At 56.9% G+C, this 25182-nt stretch carries 22 protein-coding genes and 1 other RNA gene; 16 read left to right on the top strand and 7 right to left on the bottom strand.

Translation table 11 applies throughout. The annotated features are described in order from the left end of the window. Positions 1–176: 176 nt before the first annotated feature. From ssrA to ompA, 5 genes are all read right to left on the bottom strand, one after another. Positions 177–537: a transfer-messenger RNA gene (gene ssrA, locus EDC30_RS10825) on the bottom strand. A 115-nt stretch (positions 538–652) separates the two neighbouring features. Further along, a complete protein-coding gene (locus EDC30_RS10830; protein ID WP_132258859.1) occupies positions 653–1567 on the bottom strand; it encodes a PEP-CTERM sorting domain-containing protein in 915 nt (304 codons plus the stop codon). Between the two features lie 442 nt (positions 1568–2009). Further along, positions 2010–2672 carry a phosphoglycolate phosphatase gene (gene gph / locus EDC30_RS10835; RefSeq protein WP_132258860.1) on the bottom strand — a complete coding sequence of 221 codons (663 nt, stop codon included), beginning with the start codon at positions 2670–2672 and terminating at the stop codon, positions 2010–2012. A 22-nt stretch (positions 2673–2694) separates the two neighbouring features. Continuing rightward, positions 2695–3390 carry a bifunctional 2-polyprenyl-6-hydroxyphenol methylase/3-demethylubiquinol 3-O-methyltransferase UbiG gene (ubiG, locus tag EDC30_RS10840; RefSeq protein ID WP_132258861.1) on the bottom strand — a complete coding sequence of 232 codons (696 nt, stop codon included), beginning with the start codon at positions 3388–3390 and terminating at the stop codon, positions 2695–2697. 83 nt (positions 3391–3473) lie between these two features. After that, positions 3474–4127 (bottom strand): outer membrane protein OmpA, encoded by a 654-nt coding sequence (gene ompA, locus EDC30_RS10845; protein WP_132258862.1) that lies wholly within the window; start codon positions 4125–4127, stop codon positions 3474–3476. Between the two features lie 621 nt (positions 4128–4748). Between ompA and gyrA the strand changes: the two genes are divergently transcribed. The 14 genes from gyrA (at position 4749) to cysM (ending at position 21439) form a co-directional block, all read left to right on the top strand. Then, complete coding sequence (gene gyrA / locus EDC30_RS10850) at positions 4749–7409, top strand: DNA gyrase subunit A (protein ID WP_243656731.1); 2661 nt, start codon at positions 4749–4751, stop codon at positions 7407–7409. Further along, complete coding sequence (gene serC, locus EDC30_RS10855) at positions 7406–8506, top strand: 3-phosphoserine/phosphohydroxythreonine transaminase (RefSeq protein WP_132258863.1); 1101 nt, start codon at positions 7406–7408, stop codon at positions 8504–8506. The genes gyrA and serC overlap by 4 nt, the downstream gene beginning before the upstream one ends. Further along, positions 8506–9576: a prephenate dehydratase gene (gene pheA, locus EDC30_RS10860; RefSeq protein ID WP_132258864.1), complete on the top strand. Its 1071-nt coding sequence runs from the start codon at positions 8506–8508 to the stop codon at positions 9574–9576. Before serC ends, pheA begins: the two co-directional genes overlap by 1 nt. 21 nt (positions 9577–9597) lie before the next feature. Beyond that, positions 9598–10494: a prephenate dehydrogenase gene (locus EDC30_RS10865; protein WP_132259018.1), complete on the top strand. Its 897-nt coding sequence runs from the start codon at positions 9598–9600 to the stop codon at positions 10492–10494. A 5-nt stretch (positions 10495–10499) separates the two neighbouring features. Further along, on the top strand, positions 10500–11825 hold the full coding sequence (aroA, locus tag EDC30_RS10870; protein ID WP_132258865.1) for a 3-phosphoshikimate 1-carboxyvinyltransferase: 1326 nt from the start codon (positions 10500–10502) through the stop codon (positions 11823–11825). Between the two features lie 17 nt (positions 11826–11842). Then, on the top strand, positions 11843–12523 hold the full coding sequence (gene cmk, locus EDC30_RS10875) for a (d)CMP kinase (RefSeq protein WP_132258866.1): 681 nt from the start codon (positions 11843–11845) through the stop codon (positions 12521–12523). Positions 12524–12638: 115 nt separating this feature from the next. Beyond that, complete coding sequence (gene rpsA / locus EDC30_RS10880) at positions 12639–14351, top strand: 30S ribosomal protein S1 (RefSeq protein ID WP_132258867.1); 1713 nt, start codon at positions 12639–12641, stop codon at positions 14349–14351. Positions 14352–14375: 24 nt separating this feature from the next. Then, positions 14376–14681 carry an integration host factor subunit beta gene (locus EDC30_RS10885; protein ID WP_132258868.1) on the top strand — a complete coding sequence of 102 codons (306 nt, stop codon included), beginning with the start codon at positions 14376–14378 and terminating at the stop codon, positions 14679–14681. A gap of 128 nt (positions 14682–14809) precedes the next feature. Then, the gene (locus EDC30_RS10890) at positions 14810–15127 is read left to right on the top strand and encodes a LapA family protein (protein ID WP_132258869.1); all 318 of its coding nucleotides are present in this window, start codon (positions 14810–14812) and stop codon (positions 15125–15127) included. 52 nt (positions 15128–15179) lie between these two features. Continuing rightward, positions 15180–16355 carry a lipopolysaccharide assembly protein LapB gene (lapB, locus tag EDC30_RS10895; RefSeq protein ID WP_132258870.1) on the top strand — a complete coding sequence of 392 codons (1176 nt, stop codon included), beginning with the start codon at positions 15180–15182 and terminating at the stop codon, positions 16353–16355. A 213-nt stretch (positions 16356–16568) separates the two neighbouring features. Continuing rightward, on the top strand, positions 16569–16949 hold the full coding sequence (locus EDC30_RS10900) for a ComEA family DNA-binding protein (protein WP_132258871.1): 381 nt from the start codon (positions 16569–16571) through the stop codon (positions 16947–16949). A gap of 176 nt (positions 16950–17125) precedes the next feature. Next, positions 17126–18172, top strand: a complete 1047-nt coding sequence (locus EDC30_RS10905; RefSeq protein WP_132258872.1) for a glycosyltransferase family 4 protein — start codon at positions 17126–17128, stop codon at positions 18170–18172. A 3-nt stretch (positions 18173–18175) separates the two neighbouring features. Continuing rightward, entirely contained in the window at positions 18176–20380 is a 2205-nt protein-coding gene (locus tag EDC30_RS10910; protein ID WP_132258873.1) for an amylo-alpha-1,6-glucosidase, read from the top strand. Between the two features lie 156 nt (positions 20381–20536). After that, positions 20537–21439, top strand: coding sequence for a cysteine synthase CysM (cysM, locus tag EDC30_RS10915; RefSeq protein ID WP_132258874.1), 903 nt, complete (start codon positions 20537–20539; stop codon positions 21437–21439). Between the two features lie 47 nt (positions 21440–21486). Here the strand turns inward: cysM and EDC30_RS10920 are convergent, their stop codons facing one another. Together EDC30_RS10920 and EDC30_RS10925 are read right to left on the bottom strand one after the other, a co-directional pair. Then, positions 21487–21819 carry a hypothetical protein gene (locus tag EDC30_RS10920; RefSeq protein WP_132258875.1) on the bottom strand — a complete coding sequence of 111 codons (333 nt, stop codon included), beginning with the start codon at positions 21817–21819 and terminating at the stop codon, positions 21487–21489. 366 nt (positions 21820–22185) lie between these two features. Continuing rightward, positions 22186–22746, bottom strand: coding sequence for a DUF1415 domain-containing protein (locus tag EDC30_RS10925; RefSeq protein ID WP_132258876.1), 561 nt, complete (start codon positions 22744–22746; stop codon positions 22186–22188). A 141-nt stretch (positions 22747–22887) separates the two neighbouring features. On the opposite strand from EDC30_RS10925, the gene EDC30_RS10930 reads away from it, so the two are divergent. Further along, the gene (locus EDC30_RS10930) at positions 22888–23433 is read left to right on the top strand and encodes a YaeQ family protein (protein ID WP_132258877.1); all 546 of its coding nucleotides are present in this window, start codon (positions 22888–22890) and stop codon (positions 23431–23433) included. Between the two features lie 229 nt (positions 23434–23662). After that, positions 23663–25141, top strand: a complete 1479-nt coding sequence (locus EDC30_RS10935) for a CHASE domain-containing protein (RefSeq protein WP_243656732.1) — start codon at positions 23663–23665, stop codon at positions 25139–25141. Positions 25142–25182 lie beyond the last annotated feature (41 nt).

The following is a 25182-nucleotide window of genomic DNA, read 5'->3' on the forward strand; positions in this document are numbered from 1 at the left end:
CTGCAGGGCGGCGGGAATCTCCCGGTCTTTGCGCTTGCAAGCGCAAATCCGCTCCGGCAGCGGCGAGCAGTGCTCGCCGAAACCCTGCCTGCGCCCCGCGTCCCGCGGGTTCGCTTCTAGCAGGGATACCTACAAATTAAAAAAGCCACCCAACAAGCCGGGTGGCTTTTTTAATTTGGTGGAGACGGCGGGAATCGAACCCGCGTCCAGAAGCCCTCTACAGACAGTTCTACATACTTAGCGCTGTCATTTGATTTAACCCGGACGACGCGGACGCGCACGCTGCGGCCAGGCGAGTTACCTTAAATTTAACTTTCAGCCAAGTAACCCGACTCAAAGCGATTCCCTGTAAATGACCTCACTGCTGTTGCCAGCCCACCCCAGGGACGAGATGGTGTGAGGCTAACCGCAATTAAGCGGCTAATGCGTACGAGTTATCGTTAGCAGTTATTACTTTTCCGGTTGGATTTACGAGGTGACCAGTCCTCGGTATGCCCTGCGCTGCTTTGTAACCCCTGTCGAAACCAGGTCGTCCCCAATGCAGAAACTCTATTGTAGCGCAGAAGATGGGGACGTGCCGGACGGTTTCAAGTCGCAAAAAAACGCCGTTCAATTTTCATTGAACGGCGCTTCACATACTCGTTCGTTAGGCTTATTTGCGTTTTGCTTTGTGACTGCGCATAGCGCCAGCCATCAAACCCAGGCCTGCGAGAAACAGCAGATAGGTTTCCGGCTCGGGAACGCTGTTTCCGGGAGTGCTGGAAAGCGCTACGACGCGATTACCACCAGTCAAGCCGAAAGGATCGAGCACTTGTGAACCGACCGACCCGCATTCGTAGGAACAACCATTGGGGTCGTTCCAGTACGCGAAGCTAGAAAATATGTAGCTTACGGAGAAGATGTCGCCGTCAGCAAAAGTGCCTAGGTCGATGGTTCCCGTGTACGGGGCTAACTCATAAAAACATCTGGGGATATCGTTCTCGTCGCAGCTGGTTATTCCTGTTCCGATGTCAAACCCTGATTTTGTCAGATGGACTCCAGTGCCATTTTGCGAGAATATCTGGCTGGTATTCCATACCGAATTGCCGTTGACCAGAACGCTGGCGGAAAATCCAGCTTGATAGTCACGCGTGCTCAGATCTGCAGTCCAGCCTCCGAGTGTTAAATTGATTTCGGCGATGGCAATGTTGAAGCCATAGTTTTGGGAATCGCCAGTCGAATTGGAGAAGGTGTCGCTCCAAGTTGAAACGGCATCCACACGCCCGCCAGCCCGCAAACTGGTATTTGCTCCGATGACACCAGATATATCTGAGTCGGCGGTGGCTCTCATGTACGTTGTGTGGTGCAGATCATTGCCGTAATACGGGATCGGGGGTAGGTCCGAGGCGGTCAACGAAACAGAGTTGCTGTTGCTTGCCGTTACACTGGCCGGAACGAGCCAGCTGGTATTGGCTAGCCCGAGTGTGTCATAGGAGATTGACGCAGTGACGGTAGCGGCACTGGCAGGTAAGCCTGCAAGCGCAAGAGCTGTAAGGAAAACAGCCGATTTCAAACGTTGAGTTATCATGAATATGGCTTCAATTTTGTTGTCAAATTAAAAACTTTTATTGAACAGCAATCTTTATGCCATATTGAGTTATGTATATGATTTATATAAGAATATTATTATTGGAAGGGCGATTTGTTGCATGCATTGTAAATAAATTCGACATGTTTATTTCGAAATATTTCGAATAGGTACTTACGAAGATGAACTCGTGATGGTAAGGCCTAGGCTACAGGAAGAGGGGCGTGTGAAGCATTAGGAACTTGCGGCCTTAATGAAATTACGGATAGGAAAATAGCATGAGGTTTGCATTCTCAAGCATTCCAATGGTTTACGTATCCAGTGCTGGCAAAATATAAAAGCCACCTGGTAACCAGATGGCTTTCTCATTATCGATCCGGGAATAGAAGAATTGTCCATGACATGGACTGATCGAACAAAAGCAAGGATCTAATGAAAGCGCTTATTGCGGAAGGGCCAATTCCAGCAACTGACCCGGCTGAGCGATCAACACGTCCGCTTCCCAGCTTACCGGGTCGGTATTGCCGCAATACCCCCAGCCGGCGCCAATCGTCGCCATGCCGGCGGCGCGTCCAGCCTGGATATCGCGCAGATCGTCACCGACATACCAGCATGATTCGCATGCCACTCCTATCCGCAAAGCCGCTTCCAGCAAAGGTTGGGGATGCGGCTTGGCATGCGGCGTAGTGTCGCCGGAAATGACGCAGGCGGCATCTCCCAAACCGATCAATGGCACAAGGGCATCGGTGAACCGTGCCGGCTTGTTGGTGACGATTCCCCATTGCAGGCCAGCCTGCACAAGACCATTCAGCGTCTCGCGGATGCCATCGAACAGGCGGGTATGGATCGCGATCGCGGCCGCGTAATTGTCGAGGAACTCGGTCCGCATCGCCGCAAATTCCGGAGCCTCAGGACCGGTGCCGAAAGCCGCGCCGATCAGTCCGCGCGCACCGGCCGAAGCGACCGGACGCAACTGCTCATACGGCACTGGCGGCAAACCGCGAGCGCTGCGCATGAGGTTGACGGCGGCGGCCAGGTCTGGCGCGGTATCGGCGAGTGTGCCGTCGAGGTCGAACAAGACGGCGCGGGGAAGGCGCAAGCGCATGCGTACGGCTTTCTAAACTTTGTCAGGCGGGACGGGTGCAGGCCACCAGATAATTGACGCTGGTATCCTGATTCAGCGAATACGTTTGGGTGATCGGGTTGTATCCCATACCCTTGAGACTATCCAGATCCAGGCCAGCCTCGCGAATGAAGCGACCGAGTTCGGCGGGAGTCAGAAACTTGGCGTAATCATGCGTCCCTCGCGGCAGCAGTTTCAAAATATACTCCGCGCCAATCACTGCATACAGATAAGACTTGGGATTGCGGTTGATCGTCGAGAAAAACACGTGCCCGCCCGGTTTTACCAGCGTGGCGCAAGCCGTGACGATGGAGGCAGGATCGGGAACATGTTCCAGCATTTCCATGCACGTCACCACGTCGTACTGGCCTGGCTCCCGCGCAGCCAGCGCTTCGGCGGCAATCAATTCATAGCGTACCTGGACGCCCGATTCGAGACTGTGCAGATCGGCTACCTTGAGCGGCTTTTCCGACAAATCGATGCCGGTGACATTGGCGCCTTTCTTTGCCATCGATTCAGCCAGGATGCCGCCGCCGCAGCCGACATCGACAACCTTCTTGCCAGCCAAGGGCGCGCGCGCATTTATCCATTCCAGGCGCAGCGGATTGATTTCGTGAAGAGGACGGAATTCGGAGGTCGGATCCCACCAGCGGTGAGCGAGTTCGCCGAATTTTTGTAGTTCCAAGGGATCAGCATTCATATGCAAATGATAGCGGCAAAGGCGGATCGTCGCCATAACAAAAAACCCCGCCGAAGCGGGGTTTTTCAGACGGTGAACCGATATTACTTGGTGCGGGTACCGACAACTTCCAGTTCCACGCGACGGTTCGGCTGCTGGCAGCTGATCTGTGCGGAACGGTTGCCCTTGCAGTCGGTAACGACCGGAGCGGACTCGCCTTTGCCTTCGGTGTAGACGCGGTTTTCTTCCACGCCTTTTTCAACCAGATACTTCTTGACAGCTTCGGCACGCTTGACCGACAGCTTCTGGTTGTAGGCGTCGGAACCGATGGTGTCGGTGTGGCCGGTAGCAACGATCACTTCCAGTTGCATGCCGAACAATTTCAGGAACAGGTCGTCCAGTTTTTCTTTGCCTTCCGGACGCAGAGTAGCCTTGTTGAAGTCGAACAGGGTGTCAGCCGAGAAGGTGACTTTTTCCGAGGTCGGAGTCGGAGCAACCGGAGTAACCGGAGCAGCAGCTGGCTTGGCGGGCTCAGGTGCTTTGGCCAGAGGACCGTCGCAACCCGGCACGGAATCAGCCGGAGTCCAGTAAGCGGTACGCCAGCACAAGCCGGTCGAGTTACGGGCAACTACGCCGCGCGCATCTTGCACATATGCGCTCTTCGGGGTGTTAGCTTTGACGTCCGTGACTTGCGCAGTCGCAGAGAAAGCCATGACTGCCGAAGAAGCAGCGAAGACGATTTTTACAAACTTATTCATATTTCCCCTCTCGGATGAGATTTCTGCACAGTATCTGCGCAACAATTGACGAAATTAATGACTAACAAACCAATAATATCATGATGTCTACGTCCCTACCTGAAAAACGTTGGTACTACGGTAAGGACCTAACTGATGCTATTTTGCCACAGGCTTGACATTCAGACTAAATTGCCAAATCGTCCAGCGGCTTCTTTTCATCCATTGTTGCATTTATGCGACGTATTCCTTTAACAAAATTGTTGAATTGAAATGCCATTTTGGTAAAGGGATAGTTTCTTAAATCAACAACACATGCTAATCGAAGGCGCTAATTGTTGCTTTGGCCACATTAGAACGTCGAGATCAGTGTACCGATGGGGTAAAAATCGTTTTTTGTGTTTTTATAAGTTTTGTTGAGCTTGATGCAGTGCCTTTGGCTTTTCAGGATTTTTTATCATCCATCCTCCCTAACTGGCTCTTTTGTCGGATTCAGGCCGTGCCGAAGTCAAATGAAGTCTGGCAAGAGGTGTGCCATGTTAAAATCTAGTGTTTTTAACGGCCGCGCTATGTGTAAATGCGCATAGTCCAGCCTGATTCCGTTTTCAGCCTGTTTTCAGTCTTTACCCACTCGGTCAGCCAATGGATCAATTCGCAAAAGAAACTATTCCTATTTCCCTTGAAGAGGAGATGCGCAAGAGCTATCTCGATTATGCGATGAGCGTAATCGTGGGGCGCGCGCTGCCCGACGTGCGGGATGGCCTAAAGCCGGTGCATCGTCGCGTGCTGTATGCAATGCACGAGACGAACAATGTCTGGAACCGTCCGCACGTGAAATGCGCGCGCGTGGTCGGTGAAGTGATGGGTAAGTATCACCCGCACGGCGACCAGGCAATCTACGACACGCTGGTGCGCATGGCACAGCCGTTCTCGCTGCGCTACATGCTGGTCGATGGTCAGGGTAACTTCGGTTCGGTGGATGGCGACGGCGCCGCGGCTATGCGTTACACCGAGTGCCGTCTGGGCAAGATCGCCGGTGAGCTGCTGGCCGATATCGAGAAGGAAACCGTCGATTTCGTGCCGAACTACGACGGCAAAGAGAAGGAACCTTCCGTCCTGCCGACGCGCGTGCCCAATCTGCTGATCAACGGCTCGTCCGGTATCGCGGTGGGTATGGCGACTAATATTCCGCCGCATAACATCAGCGAAGTGATCAACGGCGCGCTGCACGTGCTGAAGAATCCGGATTGCACGGTCGATGAGCTGATTGAGATCATTCCGGCGCCGGACTTCCCGACTGCCGGTATTATCTATGGCGTTGCCGGCGTGCGCGATGGTTATCGTACCGGCCGCGGCCGCGTGGTGATGCGCGCCAAGACTCACTTTGAAGAGTATGGCAAGGATGGCCGCACCGCGATCATCGTTGACGAGATCCCGTATCAGGTCAACAAGAAGTCGCTGCTGGAGCGCATTGCCGAACTGGTGCGCGAGAAGAAGATCGAGGGCATTTCCGATATCCGCGACGAGTCCGACAAGTCGGGCATGCGCGTGGTGATCGAACTGAAGCGCGGCGAAGTGCCTGAAGTGGTGCTGAACAATCTGTACAAGTTGACCCAGTTGCAGGATACCTTCGGCATGAACATGGTGGCGCTGGTCGACGGCCAGCCCAAGCTGCTGAACCTGAAGCAGATGCTGGAATGCTTCCTGTCGCACCGCCGCGAAGTCGTCACGCGCCGCACCGTGTTCGAACTGCGCAAGGCGCGCGAACGCGGCCACGTGCTGGAAGGCCTGGCAGTGGCGCTGGCGAACATCGACGATTTCATCGCCATCATCAAGGCTGCACCGACGCCGCCGATCGCGAAAGCCGAACTGATGGCGCGCGCCTGGGATTCGTCGCTGGTGCGCGAGATGCTGTCTCGTACCGGCGAAGAGAACATCGGCGGCATCGATGCCTTCCGTCCTGAAAACCTGCCGAAGCATTACGGCATGCAGGCCGACGGCCTGTACAAGCTATCGGACGATCAGGCTCAGGAAATCCTCCAGATGCGTCTGCAGCGCCTGACCGGCCTGGAGCAGGACAAGATCGTCAACGAATACAAGGAAGTCATGGCGCAGATCGCCGATCTGCTGGACATCCTGGCCAAGCCGGCGCGCGTGGCCGCCATCATCGTTGACGAGTTGAACGCTGCCAAGAATGAATACGGAGATCCCAACAAGAATGGTCGCCGTTCGCAGATCGAGCTGAATACCTCCGACCTGGAAACCGAAGACCTGATCGCCCCCCAGGATATGGTGGTGACGCTGTCGCACGCCGGTTACATGAAATCGCAGCCGCTGTCCGAATACCGCGCGCAAAAGCGCGGTGGCCGTGGCAAGCAAGCGATGGCGACCAAGGAAGAAGATTGGGTCGAGCAGCTCTTCATCGGCAACACGCACGATTACATCCTGTGCTTCTCCAACCGTGGCCGCCTGTACTGGCTGAAGGTATGGGAAGTGCCGCAGGGCTCGCGCAATTCCCGCGGCAAGCCGATCGTCAACATGTTCCCGCTGCAGGACGGCGAGAAGATCACCGTGATCCTGCCGCTGTCGGGCGAGAATCGCAGCTTCCCGGAAGACCGTTATGTGTTCATGGGGACTTCCTTCGGCACGGTCAAGAAGACGCCGCTGAACGACTTCTCCAACCCGCGCAAGGCCGGCATCATCGCGGTCGACCTCGATGAGGGCGACTTCCTGGTCGGTGCGGCATTGACTGACGGTACCCATGACGTGATGCTGTTCTCCGACGCCGGCAAGGCCGTGCGCTTCGACGAGAACGATGTGCGTCCAATGGGCCGTACGGCGCGCGGCGTGCGCGGCATGAACCTGGAAGACGGCCAGCTGGTGATTGCGATGCTGGTTGCCGGCGGCGAGAACCAGTCGGTGCTGACCGCTACCGAAAACGGCTTCGGCAAGCGTACGCCGATCGGCGAATACACTCGCCATGGCCGCGGCACCAAGGGCATGATTGCCATCCAGACCTCCGAGCGTAACGGCCGGGTGGTCGCTGCGACGCTGGTAGAGGAAAAGGATGAAATCATGCTGATCACGACTGGCGGCGTGTTGATCCGTACCCGCGTGGCCGAAATCCGCGAAATGGGCCGTGCTACCCAGGGCGTGACGCTGATCGCAGTCGAGGATGGCACCAAGCTGTCGGGCCTGCAGCGTATCGCCGAGGCGGACGTCGAAGACGAAAACGGCGGCGAGAGTGGCAATGAAAATGGCGGCGGGAATGCGGGTGAAAGTGGCGCTGCGGAGGAAGCATGACCGTTTTTAACTTCTCCGCCGGGCCGGCGGTTTTGCCCAGGGAAGTGTTGGAACAAGCCGCCGCCGAAATGCTCGACTGGCACGGCAGCGGCATGTCCGTGATGGAGATGAGCCATCGCGGCAAGGAATTCATTTCCATCTACGAGCAAGCCGAACGCGACCTGCGCGAGTTGCTGGCGGTGCCGGCTAATTACAAGATCCTGTTCATGCAGGGCGGGGCGCTGGCGGAAAATGCCATCGTGCCGATGAATCTGGTCGGTCACAAGGCGCAGCCGGCAACAGTCGATTTCATCGATACCGGTTCCTGGTCGGCCAAGTCGATCAAGGAAGCGAAAAAGTACGCCAATGTGAATGTCGCCGCATCGGCGGCGCATACGAAGTACAACGCCATCCCCGAGCGCCACACCTGGCAGCTGTCGAAGGACGCTGCCTACGTGCACATCTGCAGCAACGAAACCATCGACGGCGTCGAATACCATTATGTGCCTGACGTGGCAGCCGATACCAATGGCGCGCCGCTGGTGGCAGACATGTCGTCGAACATCCTCTCGCGTGTCATTGATGTGTCGAAATACGGCGTCATCTACGCCGGCGCGCAAAAGAATATCGGCCCGGCCGGCGTCACCATTGTCATCGTGCGTGACGACCTGATTGGTCAGGCTTTGCCGGTTTGCCCTTCGGCTTTCGACTGGAAGCTGGTGGCGGACAATAATTCGATGTACAACACGCCGCCGACTTACGGCATCTATATCGCTGGTCTCGTGTTTCAGTGGTTGAAGCGTCAGGGTGGGGTGGCGGCGATCGAATTGCGCAATATCGCCAAGGCTGACCTGCTGTACGATTACCTCGATTCCAGCAGCCTGTATGTCAGCCGCATCGCCAGGGAATGCCGCTCGCGCATGAATGTGCCATTTTTCCTGCGTGACGAATCGCTCAATGATGCCTTTCTGGCCGGCGCCAAGGATCGTGGCCTGCTGCAACTGAAAGGCCACAAGTCGGTCGGCGGCATGCGCGCTTCCATCTATAACGCTATGCCGATCGAAGGCGTGCGCGCGCTGGTGGATTACCTCAAAGAATTCGAGAAACAGCACGCTTAATGGATAGCAAGCTCAAACCCCTGCGCGAACAGATCGATGCGATCGATGCGCAAATCCTCGACCTGCTGAGCAAGCGTGCGCGTCTTGCCCAGGAAGTCGGCCACGTTAAAGCGGAAACCAATGCGCCGGTATTTCGGCCCGAACGCGAAGCGCAGGTATTGCGTGGCGTCGCTGACCGCAATCCTGGCCCGCTGGCTGGTACTGATCTGCAGACGATCTTCCGCGAAATCATGTCGGCTTGCCGCGCGCTGGAAAAGCGCGTCAGCGTCGCTTATCTGGGGCCTGAAGGCACCTTCAGCGAGCAGGCCGTCTTCAAGCAGTTTGGCCACGCTGTCGAGGGCGAGCCCTGCGTCTCGATCGATGAAGTGTTCCGCGCCACCGAGGCCGGCACCGCAGATTTCGGCGTGGTGCCGATCGAAAACTCCTCCGAAGGCACGATCAACCGCACCCTTGACCTGCTGTTGCAGACTTCGCTGACCATCAGCGGGGAAATTTCGATTCCCGTGCATCACAGCCTGATGACCAAGAGCGGCAGCATGGAAGGCATTACCCGCATCTGCGCGCATTCGCAGGCGCTGGCGCAGTGCCAGGCCTGGCTGAATCAGCATTTCCCGAATATCGAACGGCAGCCGGTGGCCTCCAATGGCGAAGCGGCGCGCATGGCCAGTGAAGATGCATCGGTCGCCGCCATCGCCGGCGAGATCGCCGGTGAAAAATATGGCTTGCAGGTAGTGCATGCGAACATTCAGGACGATCCGCATAACCGCACGCGTTTTGCCGTAATCGGCAGACTGCAAACTTCCCCCTCGGGGCGCGACCAGACTTCGCTGGTGCTGTCGGTGCCGAATCAGCCGGGCGCGGTGTACCGCATGCTGGCGCCGTTGGCCGAGCATGGCGTATCGATGACACGCTTCGAATCGCGGCCGGCCCGCACCGGTGCTTGGGAATATTATTTCTTTGTCGATGTCGAGGGTCATGCGCACGATGAAAAGGTCGTCAGGGCGCTCGATGAATTGAAGCGTACCGCTGCCTTCTTCAAGGTGCTTGGTTCGTATCCGTTGGCGCTGTAGCCTTTTCCCTTACCGACCGTGTTGAAAAAAATTGCAATCTTTGGCGTGGGCCTGATCGGCGGTTCTTTCGCGCTCGCCCTGAAACGCGCCGGCGCCGTGGGCCAGGTGGTCGGTGTAAGCCGGACTGCCGCAACGCTGGAACGTGCGAAAGAGCTTGGCATCATCGATGTGGCGTCCACCTCGGTCGCCGAAGCGCTGGAAGGCGCCGATCTGGTGCTGGTGGCCGCGCCGGTGGCGCAGACGGGGAAAATCCTTGCTTCCATCGCGCCGCATCTGCGTCCCGGCACGGTCGTGACCGATGCCGGCAGCACCAAGTGCGACGTGGTCGCGGCGGCCCGCGAAGCATTGGGCGAGAAAATCAGCCAGTTCGTGCCCGGCCATCCGATTGCCGGCGCCGAGTTGAGCGGGCCGGATGCCGCGCTGGCGGATCTTTACGTCGGTAAGAAAGTGGTGCTGACCGCCTTGCCGGAAAATACCGAAGCAGATATCGAGTGCGTGGCCGGCGCCTGGCGTCAGTGCGGCGCGCTGATCCATCGCCTGAGCGCCGAACAGCACGATAGCGTGTTCGCCGCAGTCAGTCATTTGCCGCACTTGCTTGCCTTCGGTTTGGTGGATGACATCGCGCGCAAACCGCATGCCGACCTGCTGTTCCAGTACGCCGCCAGCGGCTTTCGCGATTTCACGCGCATTGCCGGCTCGTCGCCGGAAATGTGGCGCGATATCAGCCTGGCCAACCAGACGGCGCTGCTGCGCGAACTGGATGACTACATGGCGCAGCTGGAGCGCATGCGCGCGATGCTGGCTGCCGGAGATGGCGCCGCGCTGGAAACGGTGTATGCCAATGCACAACGTGCGCGTCATGCCTGGAGCAAGACTATTGAAACGGCGGAAAAGCCGGCACCACGCGGTGGAAACTGATTGTCATGAAACATTACCCTAATCATCTCGACCTCAATCCGGCCATGCATGCCAGCGGCAGCGTACGTCTGCCGGGCTCTAAAAGCATTTCCAATCGCACCTTGCTGCTGGCGGCGCTGTGCCAAGGCAGCACACGCATCTGCGACCTGCTGGCATCCGATGATACCCACGTGATGCTCATGGCCTTGCAAAAGCTGGGCGTGAAATGGGAGCAGGAGGGCGAAAGCCGCAATTATCTGGTGCACGGCGCCAGCGGCGCGTTTCCAAATCATGAGGCCGATCTCTTCATGGGCAATGCCGGCACGGCGATCCGTCCACTGACGGCAGCGCTGGCAGTCATGGGCGGCGACTACACGCTGCATGGCGTGCCGCGCATGCATGAGCGGCCAATCGGCGACCTTGTCGAAGCGCTGAATGCTGCCGGGACCCGGATCGAGTACACCGGCGAAGATGGCTATCCGCCGCTGCGCATCCGTCGCGGGCATATCCATGCCGACCGCATGCGTGTGCGCGGCAATGTGTCGAGCCAGTTCCTGACGGCCTTGCTGATGGCTGCGCCGTTGATGGCACGAACTCACGCGGTGACGATTGAAGTGGTCGGCGAACTGATCTCCAAGCCGTATATCGAAATTACCCTGAACCTGATGCGTCGTTTCGGCGTCGAGGTGCATCGCCAGGACTGGCAATCTTTTACGATTAAGCCGGGGCAGCATTACACCAGTCCTGGAACGATTCATGTCGAAGGGGATGCGTCTTCCGCCTCTTACTTTCTGGCTGCCGGCGCGATTGCCGGCGGGCCGGTGCGGGTGGAAGGTGTCGGCCGCGACAGTATTCAAGGCGATGTTCGCTTTGTCGAGGCGCTGGAACAGATGGGCGCATCGATTACCTTGGGTGACAACTGGATCGAGGCGCAAGGCGGCGCGACATTGCGTGCCATTGATGCCGATTTCAACCATATCCCGGACGCTGCCATGACGATCGCGGTGGCGGCACTGTTTGCCGACGGCACCAGCACCCTGCGCAACATCGGCAGCTGGCGCGTCAAGGAAACCGACCGCATTGCGGCCATGGCAACCGAATTGCGCAAACTTGGCGCAACCGTGGAAGAGGGCGCGGATTACCTGCGCATCACGCCGCCGGCCCAGCTTCAGCCTGCCGCCATTGATACCTACGACGACCACCGCATGGCGATGTGCTTCTCATTGGCATCGCTGGATGGGGCAGCACGGCGCGGTGTGAAAGTCCGCATCAACGACCCGAAATGCGTCGCCAAGACTTTCCCTGAATATTTTGATGCCTTTGGCCGGATTGCCCAGCATCGCCCGCTTTAACCCTTGCTTGTTGCGCCATGACGACTTCTCATATTCCTGTTATCACCATCGATGGCCCGACCGCATCCGGCAAGGGAACGGTATCCCATCTCGTTGCCGAGAAACTGGGCTTTCATTATCTCGACTCCGGCGCGTTGTACCGCTTGACGGCCTTGTCGGCGCTGCGCAAAGGCACGGATTTGCATGATGAGCATGCCCTTGCCAAACTGGCGCGCGACTTGCCGGTATCTTTCAAAGGCGAGCACATATTCCTGGGCGCGGATGATGTTTCGGCCGCCATCCGTGCCGAAGAAGTTGGCAATAGCGCATCGAAAATCGCTGCTTTGCCGGCTGTGCGACAAGCCTTGTATGGCTTGCAACTCGATTTCCGCAAGGCGCCTGGCCTGGTGGCGGATGGACGCGATATGGGGACGGTAATTTTCCCCAATGCTCCGCTAAAGGTGTTCCTAACAGCAAGTGTTGAGGCGCGTGCGGATCGGCGGTATAAGCAATTGATTGGCAAGGGTTTTTCTGCTAATATGGACGACCTTCTGAAGGATTTGAGAGAGCGCGATGAGCGCGACGCGAATCGCAAGATCGCGCCCTTGAAACCCGCTGAAGGGGCATATGTTCTGGATACCTCGAATATGACCGTTGATGAGGCGGTAGCACAGGTGCTTGGATGGTATGCAGCGTTGAAGAAACAGCACGTGGTCTGAAGAGAGCGCTGCTGTAGTAGTGGTGCCCGTGCAGGCGCAAGGCTTGTTCGGGAGTTGATTAACTTTTCCCGGTGTTCGTTGCATGTGTGACGGAATCGGCTAACCCTTAATTTTTATGTCTACTGTTGCTACCTCCCCAGAAACTTTCGGCGCTGACAGCTTTGCGGCCCTGTTTGAAGAGTCGTTGTCGCGCCAGGATATGCGTTCCGGCGAAGTCATCTCCGCCGAAGTCGTGCGTATCGACCACAATTTCGTGATCGTCAACGCCGGCCTGAAGTCCGAAGCTTTCATCCCGCTCGAAGAATTCAAGAACGACGCTGGCGAACTCGAAGTCAACGTCGGTGATTATGTTTCCGTCGCCATCGAATCCTTGGAAAATGGTTTCGGCGACACCATCCTCTCGCGCGATAAGGCCAAGCGCCTGGCATCGTGGCTCTCGCTGGAAAAAGCGATGGAGTCCGGCGAGATCGTTACCGGTACCGTCAACGGCAAGGTCAAGGGCGGCCTGACCGTTCTGACCAACGGCATCCGCGCCTTCCTGCCGGGTTCGCTGGTCGACACCCGTCCGGTCAAGGACACCACCCCGTACGAAGGCAAGACCCTGGAATTCAAGGTCATCAAGCTGGACCGCAAGCGCAACAACGTCGTGCTGTCGCGCCGTGCCGTGATCGAAGCCTCGATGGGCGAAGAGCGCGCCAAGCTGCTGGAAACCCTGAAAGAGGGCACCATCGTCAACGGTATCGTCAAGAACATCACCGACTACGGTGCGTTCGTTGACCTGGGCGGCATCGACGGCCTGCTGCACATCACCGACCTGGCATGGCGCCGCGTGCGTCATCCGTCGGAAGTGCTGACGGTTGGCCAGGAAATCACCGCCAAGGTTCTGAAGTTCGATCAAGAGAAGAACCGCGTTTCCCTGGGCGTCAAGCAACTGGGCGACGATCCTTGGACCGGTCTGTCGCGTCGCTATCCGCAAGGCACCCGCCTGTTCGGCAAGGTCACCAACCTGACCGACTACGGTGCGTTCGTGGAAGTCGAGCAAGGCATCGAAGGCCTGGTGCACGTCTCCGAAATGGACTGGACCAACAAGAACGTGGCGCCGAACAAGGTTGTCCAACTGGGCGACGAAGTCGAAGTCATGGTCCTGGAAATCGACGAAGAGCGTCGCCGTATCTCCCTGGGCATGAAGCAGTGCAAGCCGAATCCTTGGGACGATTTCGCCATGAACCACAAGAAGGGCGACAAGGTGAAGGGCGCGATCAAGTCGATCACCGACTTCGGCGTGTTCATCGGCCTGGCTGGCAACATCGACGGCCTGGTGCACCTGTCCGACCTGTCCTGGACCGAAGCCGGCGAGGAAGCTGTGCGCAAGTTCAAGAAGGGCGACGAGCTGGAAGCCGTCGTTCTGGCAATCGATGTCGAGCGCGAGCGCGTTTCCCTGGGCGTCAAGCAGCTGGAAGGCGACCCGTTCAACAACTATACTGCGTTGAACGACAAGGGCGCGATCGTTTCGGGTACCGTCAAATCGGTTGAGCCGAAAGGCGCCGTGATCGCACTGACCGATGAAGTCGAAGGCTATCTGCGTGCTTCCGAAATCTCCCGCGACCGCGTGGAAGATGCCGGTACGCACCTGAAAGTGGGCGACAAGGTCGAAGCGCTGGTCATCAACATCGACCGCAAGGCTCGCAGCATCCAGCTGTCGATCAAGGCCAAGGACAACGCCGAAACTCAGGAAGCCATGCAAAAGATGGCCGCTGATTCGAACGCAGCCTCCGGCACGACCAGCCTGGGCGCCCTGTTGAAGGCCAAGCTCGACAACAAGCAATAAGCGAGCAGTAAAGGCGACTGAACGATGACCAAGTCAGAGCTGATTGCCCGCCTGGCCGAGCGTTATCCGCAACTGGTAGCAAAGGATGCGGATTTCACGGTCAAGACCATCTTGGATGCGATGACCGACGCGCTTGCGGCTGGCCAGCGCATCGAGATTCGCGGGTTCGGCAGCTTTGCCTTGAACAGCAGGCCGCCGCGCATCGGCCGCAATCCCAAGTCCGGCGACAAGGTGATGGTGCCCGAAAAACGGGTGCCGCACTTCAAGCCGGGCAAGGAATTGCGTGAACGCGTCGATGCGATGGTCGGTCAGCCGATCAAGGATGACTAAAGTCCCAACTCGCAAGCGGAAAACGGCATCTTCGGATGCCGTTTTTTTTGCCTTGTTTCGCGTACAATTTCAGCTGTCTTTGAACGCAGAGCTTCTCGCAAGCGCATGCAGCATGAAAGGATTTCATCATGAAGCTGGTTTCCAAAATAATCTGGGTCATATTGTTTGTCATTGTCTTCGCCGTCGCGCTGAAGAACATGGACAGGGAAGCCAGTCTGGTGCTTTTCTCGGGCTATGAAGTCCATGGGCCATTGCCGCTGCTGCTGATGGGTTTTACCATGGGTGGTTTCGTGCTGGGCGTGCTGGCGATGACTCCGACATTCTTCCGTCAGCGCCGCAATCTGGCCAAGCAGGACAAGACCATCAGGAAAATGCAAAAGGAAAGCGAGATGCAGCATCTGGCAACCTTGCAGCCGCCATCGCCTGATTCCATTGTCGGCGCCTGAGCGCTGCGCCCAAGTCCCGGTCCTTATTACGCCATAACAAAATCAAACATACATGGAATTCCAAATCTGGTGGCTGCTGAGCATGCCGATATTTTTCGGGCTGGGATGGATTGCCGCGCGGGTCGATATCCGCCAATTGGTGTCGGAATCGCGCAGCCTGCCCAAGGCTTATTTCAAAGGCCTGAATTTCCTGCTCAACGATCAGCCCGACAAGGCCATCGATGCCTTCATCGAGATCGTCAAGCTGGATCCGGAAACCGCCGAGCTGCATTTTGCGCTGGGCAACCTGTTCCGCCGCCGCGGCGAAACCGAGCGTGCCATCCGCGTGCATCAAAATCTGTTGTCGCGACCTGATTTGCCGCGAGATCTGCAGGCGCAGGCGCAATACGAGCTCGGCCAGGATTACCTGAAGGCCGGCTTGCTCGACCGGGCCGAGGAAACCTTCAAGAGCCTGACCGATACGCAATATGGCGCCCAGGCGCGCCGCGCGGTGCTGGAGATTTATCAGCGCGAAAAGGAATGGCGCCGCGCCATCGAAGCCGCGCGCGACTTGCAGAATTCCGGCGCAGGCTCGCGCCAGACCGAAATCGCGCAATTCTATTGCGAGCTGGCGCAGGATGAGCTGGTGCATACCCATGCCGATGCGGCCCTGGCCTTGCTCGAACAGGCGCTGGCGACCGATCGCGGCAGCGTGCGTGCCGCCATGCTGACAGGCGATGCATACAAAGCTAAAGGCGATATCGAATCAGCCTTGATGGCCTGGCGCCGCGTCGAGCAGCAGAGCGTGCCCCACGTGGCGCTGGTGGCGCAGCGGCTGATGGATGGCTACCGCCAGGTCGGCCGCCCGCAGGAAGGCTTGAATCTGCTGAAGTCCTATCTGGCCCAGGCGCCGTCGATCGATCTGCTGGAAGTGGCGTTCAAGGCGGTGCTCGAACAGGAAGGCGAGGCCGCCGCCAACCAGTTGATCAGCGATGAATTGCGCCGTACGCCTACCTTGCTCGGGCTGGATAAATTGCTCGAGTCCCGTCTCATTGAGGTGGCGCCGGAAGCGCGCGGCGAGCTTACCCTAGTGAAAAATCTCGTGCATAACTACGCGCAAAAGCTGGCACGTTACCAATGCACGCATTGCGGTTTCAAGGCGCGTCAGTTCTATTGGCAATGTCCGGGATGCAGCCTGTGGGAAACCTATCCTCCGCGGCGCACGGAAGAGTTAAGCGTCATGAACTGAACATGCTGGCAAATGGCTGGCAATATTCCGACTCTTCTTTTTTGTCACAAGCCTCTTTCTTTCGCCTTGGCAATCTATGTTAACCGCGATCAAAACAATGTAAAAAATACAATTTTACTTCAGTGGTTGTTAATAAAATATTAATTGAGGCGGATCGAATTATTCCGTTCTCTGATGCCCATCTTTATTAACTACTGATCTGGAGTAATGTAAATGTTTAAGAAACTCGTGCTGTTGCTTGGTCTAGGGATTGCCAGCCTGTGCTTTGCTTTGACCCCGGTGGATGTCAACAAAGCTGATCAAGCTGCCCTGGATGGCGTCAAGGGAATCGGACCGGCAACCTCCAAGGCTATCCTTGATGAACGCAAGCGTACCGGTCCATTCAAGGACTGGAATGATTTCTCCGCGCGTGTAAAAGGCATCGGCGACAAGCGTGCAGCGAATCTGTCCAAGGCCGGCTTGACTGTGAATGGCCAGGCAAAGGCCAATGCCGGCGTCCCTGCAACGGCAGGCGGCAAGAATGATGCAAAAGTGGCGCAAGCCGAAGCCAAGGCTTCAGACAGCAAGCATGCCCATCCATCGGTTAAAAAGTAAACCACCGACGTTGTTGCGGCCGGAGCGCTTGTCCGGCATGACTGCAAAAATGCCCTTGAACATGAGTGTCTCAAGGGCATTTTTTTATCAGCTTGTCGGCATGGGTTTTGCACCAATACCTGACCCATTCTTGTCCGGTGCGTGCCAATTCAACTTTGCGGAGGACTGCAGCCGCCATGAGAATCGCCCAGGTTTCTCCCGTATTCGAACGCGTGCCTCCCAAGGCATATGGCGGTACCGAGCGGGTTATTTCTTACCTCACTGAAGAGCTGGTCAAGCAAGGCCATGAAGTTACCTTGTTTGCATCCGGCGACTCGATTACCGCAGCCCGCTTGATACCAGGCATTCCGAAAAGTGATCGCCTTGATCCACAAAAGCAGGAATGGATGATTTATCTCACTGTGATGCTCGATCGCTTGCGTGAAATGGCGCGAGAATTTGACATCATCCATTTCCATACGGATTATCTGCATCTTCCTTTGGCACAGGCCATGGCGGTGCCGCATGTTACTACCTTACATGGACGGCTCGATTTGCCGGAACTGGTGGCGCTATATCGCCATTTCAATGATGCGCCGCTGGTCTCGATTTCCAAGAGTCAACGTACGCCATTGCCGTGGGCGAACTGGCGCGGGACTGTCTATCATGGCTTGCCAAACGACCTATATGCATTCCATGCAAAGCCGGGTGAATATTTTGCATTCGTTGGAAGAATTTCTCCGGAAAAAAGAGTCGATCGCGCCATTGATATCGCGATCAAATCCGGCGTGCCCTTAAAAATTGCAGCAAAGATCGATCGCGCCGATCAAGCCTATTTCAAGGAATCCATCGAGAAGTTTTTCAAGCATCCATTGATTGAATATGTCGGTGAAATCGGCGAATCAGAAAAGCGACAGTTGCTGGGTGGTGCGCGCGCCTTGTTGTTTCCTATTGACTGGCCCGAACCATTCGGATTGGTCTTGATCGAATCTTTCGCGTGCGGCACTCCTGTCATTGCATACCGTCATGGATCGGTGCCAGAGATCATGGAAGACGGCGTCACCGGATTCATGGTCAACAATCAGGAGGAGGCCTTGCAGGCGGCACAAAAGATCGAAGATATCGATCGCGTGCGCTGCCGACAACTGTTCGAGGACCGCTTTGCGGTACGTCACATGGCGGAAAACTATCTGCAGGTGTACCGCGAGATTTGTGAAGGCGGCGACAAGATAAAGCTGGAGTAAGTCATGGTCAATAAAATCCAGCTCAATGAGCAATGGTATATCCTGGCTACCTCATCGCCAGCCGACGAGCGCAGGCGGGTGCTCAAGCATAACGATACCTTCGGTTTGTTCGATCGCTTCGGCGATATCCAGCCCATCGGCCTGGGAGAGGAGGGGATCTATCATGGCGATACCCGCTTCCTCTCTCATCACGAATTGCTGATCGAAGGCGTGCGGCCGATGTTTCTGAATTCATCGGTCAAGGATGACAGCAGCCTGCTGATCGTCGAATTGATGAATCCGGATATCAACCCGGACGGAAAAGGGCCGATCTCCAAGGGCTTGCTCCATATATTCAGAGCAAAACTCTTGTGGAACGGGGCTTGTTACGAGCACGTACGCGTCGTGAATTTCGGCATGGAGCCGGTGAAAGCCACCCTCGGCATGGAATTCGGCGCCGACTTTGCGGATATTTTCCAGGTGCGTGGCTACCAGCGCAGCAGCCACGGAAAGCTGCTGGAGCCGCAAACCGAAGGTAATGAACTATGTCTCGCCTACCTTGGGCTGGATAACATTCGCCGGCAGACGCGCGTCCGTTTCGAACCGCAGCCCGATAAGTTCTCAGGCAACCGGGCCGATTTCAAGTTGCAGTTGCCGCCGAAAGGCGAAGTGCATGTCTACGCCACGATCTATTGCGAGCAGGGCGAGAGCGAGGCGCAGATACAGGAGCAAATGCAGCAGAACGGCAAGGCCTCGGAAGCCGAAGCGTATCTGTGCGCCTATAACTGCGCCAGCGACTCGGTTGAAGTGTTTCGCAGCAGCCGATGCGGGGTGATCACCTCCAATGCCCTGGTCAACCAATGGATCGACCGCTCGGCATCCGACCTGGATATGCTGACTTCATCCATGCCGGAAGGATGCTATCCCTATGCGGGTGTGCCATGGTATTCGACGACCTTCGGCCGCGACGGCATCCTGACGGCGCGGCAATGCCTGTGGGCGGACCCCAAGCTGGCGAAGGGCGTGCTGGCATTTCTGGCCCATACGCAGGCGGACGAAACCGATCCGTCCCGCGATGCCGAGCCCGGCAAGATTTTGCACGAAGCGCGCAACGGCGAACTGGCCGCGCTCGATGAAGTGCCGTTCCGGCGCTATTACGGCACGGTGGATGCCACACCGCTTTTCGTGGGGCTGGCCGGCGCCTATTACGAGCGCACGGGCGACCTGGAATTCATCCGCAGCATCTGGCCTAATGTCTTGCGCGCGCTGGAGTGGATCGACCGTTACGGCGATGCAGACGGCGACGGCTTTGTCGAATATGCGCGCAAAACCGAAAAAGGCTTGCTGCAGCAAGGCTGGAAGGATTCGCACGATTCCATCTTCCACAGCGACGGCTCGTTTGCCCAGGCGCCGATTGCCCTGTGCGAAGTGCAGGGGTATGTCTACGAGGGGAAATTGCGTGCCGCCAAACTGGCGGAAGTCCTCGGTGAAAAGGAACTGGCGCTGGCCTTGCGCGAGGCGGCGCAACGACTCAAGCTGCGCTTCAATGAAGCATTCTGGTGCGAGGAAATCGGCATGTACGCCCTGGCGCTCGATGGCGACAAGCAGCAATGCAAAGTGGCGTCTTCCAATGCCGGCCATGCATTGTGGAGCGGCATCGCGACGCCGGAATATGCCGCCCGCGTGGCCTCTCGCTTGCTGGATGAGGATTTTTTCTGTGGCTGGGGCATTCGTACGATCGCCAGCGGCGAATCTCGCTACAACCCGATGGCCTATCACAACGGCTCGGTATGGCCGCACGATAATACGCTGATCGCCGAAGGCATGGCGCGTTACGGCATGACGGACAAGGCGCTGGAGGTGTTCTACGGTTTGTTCGATACCAGCCTGTTCGTCGATCAGCATCGCCTGCCCGAACTTTTTTGCGGCTTCGAGAAACGCCAAGGCGAAGGGCCTACGCTATATCCGGTTGCCTGTTCGCCGCAGGCATGGGCGGCCGGCAGCGTGTATTACCTGCTGCAGGCTTGCCTCGGGCTGTCGTTCGATCCGGATACGGCGGAAATCCGCTTCCGTCATCCGCGCCTGCCGCATTTCGTGGAGACAGTGGAAATCAATGGTTTGTGGGTCAAGGGCGCGACGCTCGACTTGCGCCTGCAGCGCTATCCCAACAATGTCGGCATCAACGTCGTCCGAAAAGAAGGCAATGCGGAAGTCGTGGTGGTGGCTTAGGCAAGCATTGAAATTTCCGGGAATATCCGGCGGTATGGATGCCGAACCGATCATCGCGGACTGCCATGGGACGGCGGTGGGATTGTGATGATTTCGGCAAACGAACGCGTCTGCCGTTAAAATAGCCGTTTCATCACGCACTTATCGAAGCCATTCATGCCCTACCAAACGATCGAAGACACCGTGGGCAATACCCCGCTGGTGCAACTGAACCGCGGCCTGGCAGAAGCCGCCAAGCGCCGCAACAACGTCATCCTGGCCAAGCTCGAAGGGAATAATCCGGCAGGGTCAGTCAAGGACCGGCCCGCCCTGTCGATGATCAAGCGGGCGGAAGAGCGCGGCCAGATCAAGCCGGGCGACACTCTCATCGAAGCCACCAGCGGCAATACCGGGATTGCCCTGGCAATGGCCGCTGCCATGCGTGGGTACAAGATGGTGCTGCTCATGCCGGAAAACCTCAGCGAAGAGCGGCGACAGAGCATGGCTGCTTATGGCGCCCAGATCATCCTGACGCCGCGCACCGGCGGCATGGAATACGCGCGCGACCTGGCCCAGCAAATGGAAAAGGAAGGCAAGGGGCAGATTCTCGACCAGTTCGCCAATCCGGATAACCCGCTGGCTCATTACGAAGGCACCGGCCCGGAAATCTGGCGCGATACCGCAGGCAAGGTAACGCATTTCGTCAGCGCCATGGGGACCACCGGTACCATCATGGGCGTATCGCGTTATCTGAAGGAACAGAATGCAGCGGTGCAGGTGATCGGCGCGCAGCCGGAAGAAGGTTCGCAGATTCCCGGCATTCGCAAGTGGCCGGAAGCCTATCTGCCGAAGATTTTCGACAAGTCGCTCGTGGATCAGGTGGAAAACGTTAGCCAGGCCGCAGCCGAAAAAATGGCGCGTCGCATGGCGGTGGAAGAAGGGATCTTCTGCGGAATCTCTTCCGGTGGCGCTTGCGAAGTGGCATTGCGCATTTCGGAAACGGTCGAGAACGCCACGATCGTCTTCATTGTGTGCGATCGTGGCGACCGCTACCTGTCGACCGGGGTGTTCCCGGCCTGACAAGCTAGCGATGGTGTGTTCTGCCTGGGATAACAGGCAGAACACAATTAACCAGCGTCGGTCTGGCCTGGTTCTTTCGGTTTGAATTGCTTGTCGCTGATGCGGAACTTGTCGCGGCGGTCGCCCATCAGGTCGCGCAATTCCTTGATGCTCAGATCGCTGACTTCATGCATGCGGATCAGCAGCGAGGCGCCTACCGGCAGTCGGCGATGGCGGATCTTGCTGATGACCGGCGGCGCGACTTCCAATGCGCGCGACAGGGCAGCATCGTTTTTCAGATGCAGCTTTTCAATCAGCGAATCCAGTAAATGGTTGGGATCATACGCCGGCTGGTCTGCCAGGCGGTTGCTGCTTGCGGAAGTGTCCAGTTCGGTAGTCATGGTATGGTCGTATCCAGATTGCGGTTATCGTAAAAAATATTCGAAAAATATTTGGTGCCAGCGTTCGAAACCAAAATTGTTTAAAAAAACATGGTGGCAAGATTCGAATTTGCAATGGTTGTTCGAAATAATTTCGCAACCTGATTCGTCAAGCCAACGTTTCGTAACTGCTCATTCTTTGTGCATTACAGAATTGCTATTGAAGCAGCAGCGCCTGAGTAATTTCGCCTACACAACGCATTATAGAGAGCGAGCCTGTTGATATATTGATAGTACGCAAGCACGCCATCGGCGCGATTTTGCATGGCTCATATAACGATAAGCAATGCAGCTTGCCGTTGTTGTGAATGATCCGTGGCGACTGATTTATTTTTTCTTCAGAAGCGCATGCCAGCCATCGAATCCAAGCTCGCGCACGGTCTCGATATTTTTTTCGAAAATCTCGGCAGCATCGGGAAATGCTGCCACGGCTTTATCGAGGCTCGCTTCGCGAATCAGATGCAGGGTGGGGTAGGGAGAACGATTGGTGTAGTTGTCGATGGCGCCGGGGGCAGCATCGGCAAACTGATAATCCGGATGAAAACTGGCGATCTGCACTTCACCTTCAAGTCCGAGCGTAGCAAGGATGCGGTCGGCGATATCGAGAAAGTCATTGAACTCCAGGAAGTCGTTCAATACGCCGGGATGAATCAGCAGGGTAGTATCGGTTTCTTCCGCCGGTGTGGATTGCAGCAACAGCAGCTCTTTCGCCAGTTCTTCAGCCAGCGCTTCTGTCGTATCGGCCTGGCTGGCGACGTAGCGGATCTGGCCCTTGACCTGAACAGCCTTGGCAAACGGGCAAAGGTTCAGACCGATAACAGCCTTGTCGACCCAGGCGCGCGTGGCGGCGATGACTTCTTCGGCATTGGGCATGGGGGAGGTCGACATGGGAGCGAGTGGTTGCAAGAAATGATTTCGTGGAGCAGCGATGGGCTTTGCTGCATAGGATGCGAGATTGTACCAAGCTTGCAGAATGAAGGATTTGTGTCGCCGGATTGGCGATATATCAATTGAATAGAAAGGATTGGCATGGCGCTCAAAGCCACCATTTTTAAAACCGATTTGCAGGTCGCGGATATGGACCGCGGCTATTACGGCAGTCATGCGCTGACCATCGCTCGCCATCCATCCGAAACGGATGAGCGCATGATGATACGCTTGCTGGCGTTTGCCTGCCATGCCGACCCTGCGCTGAGCTTCGGTAAAGGGCTGAGCAGCGACGATGAGCCTGATCTATGGCAAAAGGATTTAACCGGAGCAATCGACCTATGGATTGAAGTAGGGCAACCGGATGAAAGACGTTTGCTCAAGGCCAGCGCCAGGTCATCGAAAGTGGTGGTATACAGCTATGGTAATGCTGCTACGATATGGTGGAAAAATACCGCTGCAAAGCTCGAGCGTGTGCGTAACATAGTGGTATTCCATGTGCCATCGTCTAGCAGCCAGGCAATGGCGAAACTCGCGCAACGTACGATGCAATTACAGTGCACCATCCAGGATAACCAGATCTGGCTCACTGGCACGGAAGATGCTGTATCCGTTGAGGTTGCGATGTTGCGCGACGTTTCAATCTGATTTGCCTGTTTTGGGGACTTTATCCGGAAAAGAATTCCGGCAGGTGTGAAGCTTCGTTCGCCTGATGTGGCACTGCATTGATAATTTTGCCGAAGCAGGCAGGGTATGTCGGGGAGGAGAGGTTTTGCCACATCGTTTACAGCGTCGGCGTGAGCAAATCTTACGTCTGTTCAATGCCAGATATCTTCTTCCACCGGTAATCCTCATCCTGTGTTTGCTTGCAACTGTCATGCTGGCGCGCGAGGCGCAGCGGGTCGCGGATAATTATCTGCGCGAAGAATTCCAGTTTCGCTCGAGGGACATAGCAGACCGGATCGAAAAGAGGCTGAGTCTTTATCAGCAAGTCTTGAAAGGCACGATCGGATTATTTGCCGTGAACGGCGAAGTGTCCCGCGAAAGCTTTCGCACCTATATCAATGCATTGGGCCTGCTGGAAAATTATCCGGGAATCGAAGGCATCGGGTTTTCAGTCGTCGTGCCGCCATCGCAAAAGGATCGTCACGTTCAGCAAGTGCGTCGCTCGGGGTTTCCCGAGTACGACATCAAGCCGCCCGGCGAACGTGACATCTATACATCCATTCTTTATCTGGAACCGTTCGAGGGGCGTAATTTGCATGCCTTCGGATTCGACATGTATTCCGATGAGCGCCGCCGTGCCGCGATGGCGCAGGCTCGCGACAGCGGGCAGGCCGTCATGTCAAGGAAGGTCACGCTGGTGCAGGAAGTGGAGTCCGAGGTGCAACCCGGCTTTCTGATGTGTCTCCCTGTGTATAGGAAAGGCGCGCCGCATGATACTGTGGCAGAGCGCCGCGAAAACCTGGTTGGCTGGGTGTATGCGCCGTTTCGCATGCGGGACCTTATGCGCGGCATCGAAGGCACGCGCACCAGGGAGCTTGATCTGGAAATCTATGATGGCGACAAGACCGGGCCGGAGAACCTGCTGTATGACTCCAATAGAGGAGCGGAGCCGGTCGGGCACGATCCCCTGTTCAAGCATGTGTCGCGGCTGGAAATCGCCGGGCACCAATGGCTGATCGAAGTGTCGTCCCTGCCGCTGTATGAAACACAGCAAAGAGTCGACCGTGCCGGCCTGATTCTGCGCGGCGGCATCAGCATCAGCCTGCTGCTGGCCCTGCTGGTCTGGTTATTTCTCGATGACAGGGCAAGGACCCTGCAGGCCGCCGACCAGGCGATGCGGCTGGCGCTTTATGATGCGTTGACCGGGCTGCCCAATCGGAAACTTCTCAACGAGAGGCTGACACTGGCGCTGGTCAAGGCGCGGCGCGAGCACGGCATGGTGGCGCTGCTGTTTATCGACCTGGACAAGTTCAAGCCGGTCAATGACGAATACGGCCATGCAATTGGCGACTTGCTGCTCAAGGAAGTGGGCGTGCGCCTGCAGCACTGCATGCGCGCCTCCGACACCATGGCACGGGTCGGCGGCGATGAGTTCATTGCCCTGCTCGAAGATATCGATGGCAGTGAAGGGGCAGGCAAGGTGGCGCACAAGATTCTGCATGCGCTGACGCAGCCTTTCGATGTCTCGGGCCATCGGCTCGAGATCGCGGCAAGCATTGGCGTGGCCATTTACCCGGAAAATGGCGAAGACCAGACTACGCTGACGAAGAGCGCCGACATGGCGATGTACGATGCCAAGAACAGCGGGCGCTCCACGATACGTTTCGCTGCCAAACGAGGGGTGGCCTAAACCAGCGGCATTGCGCAGCGCTCCGCAGATGCGCGGATCTG

The sequence above is a fragment of the Paucimonas lemoignei genome (assembly GCF_004342585.1).
Taxonomy (GTDB): Bacteria; Pseudomonadota; Gammaproteobacteria; order Burkholderiales; family Burkholderiaceae_D; genus Paucimonas; species Paucimonas lemoignei.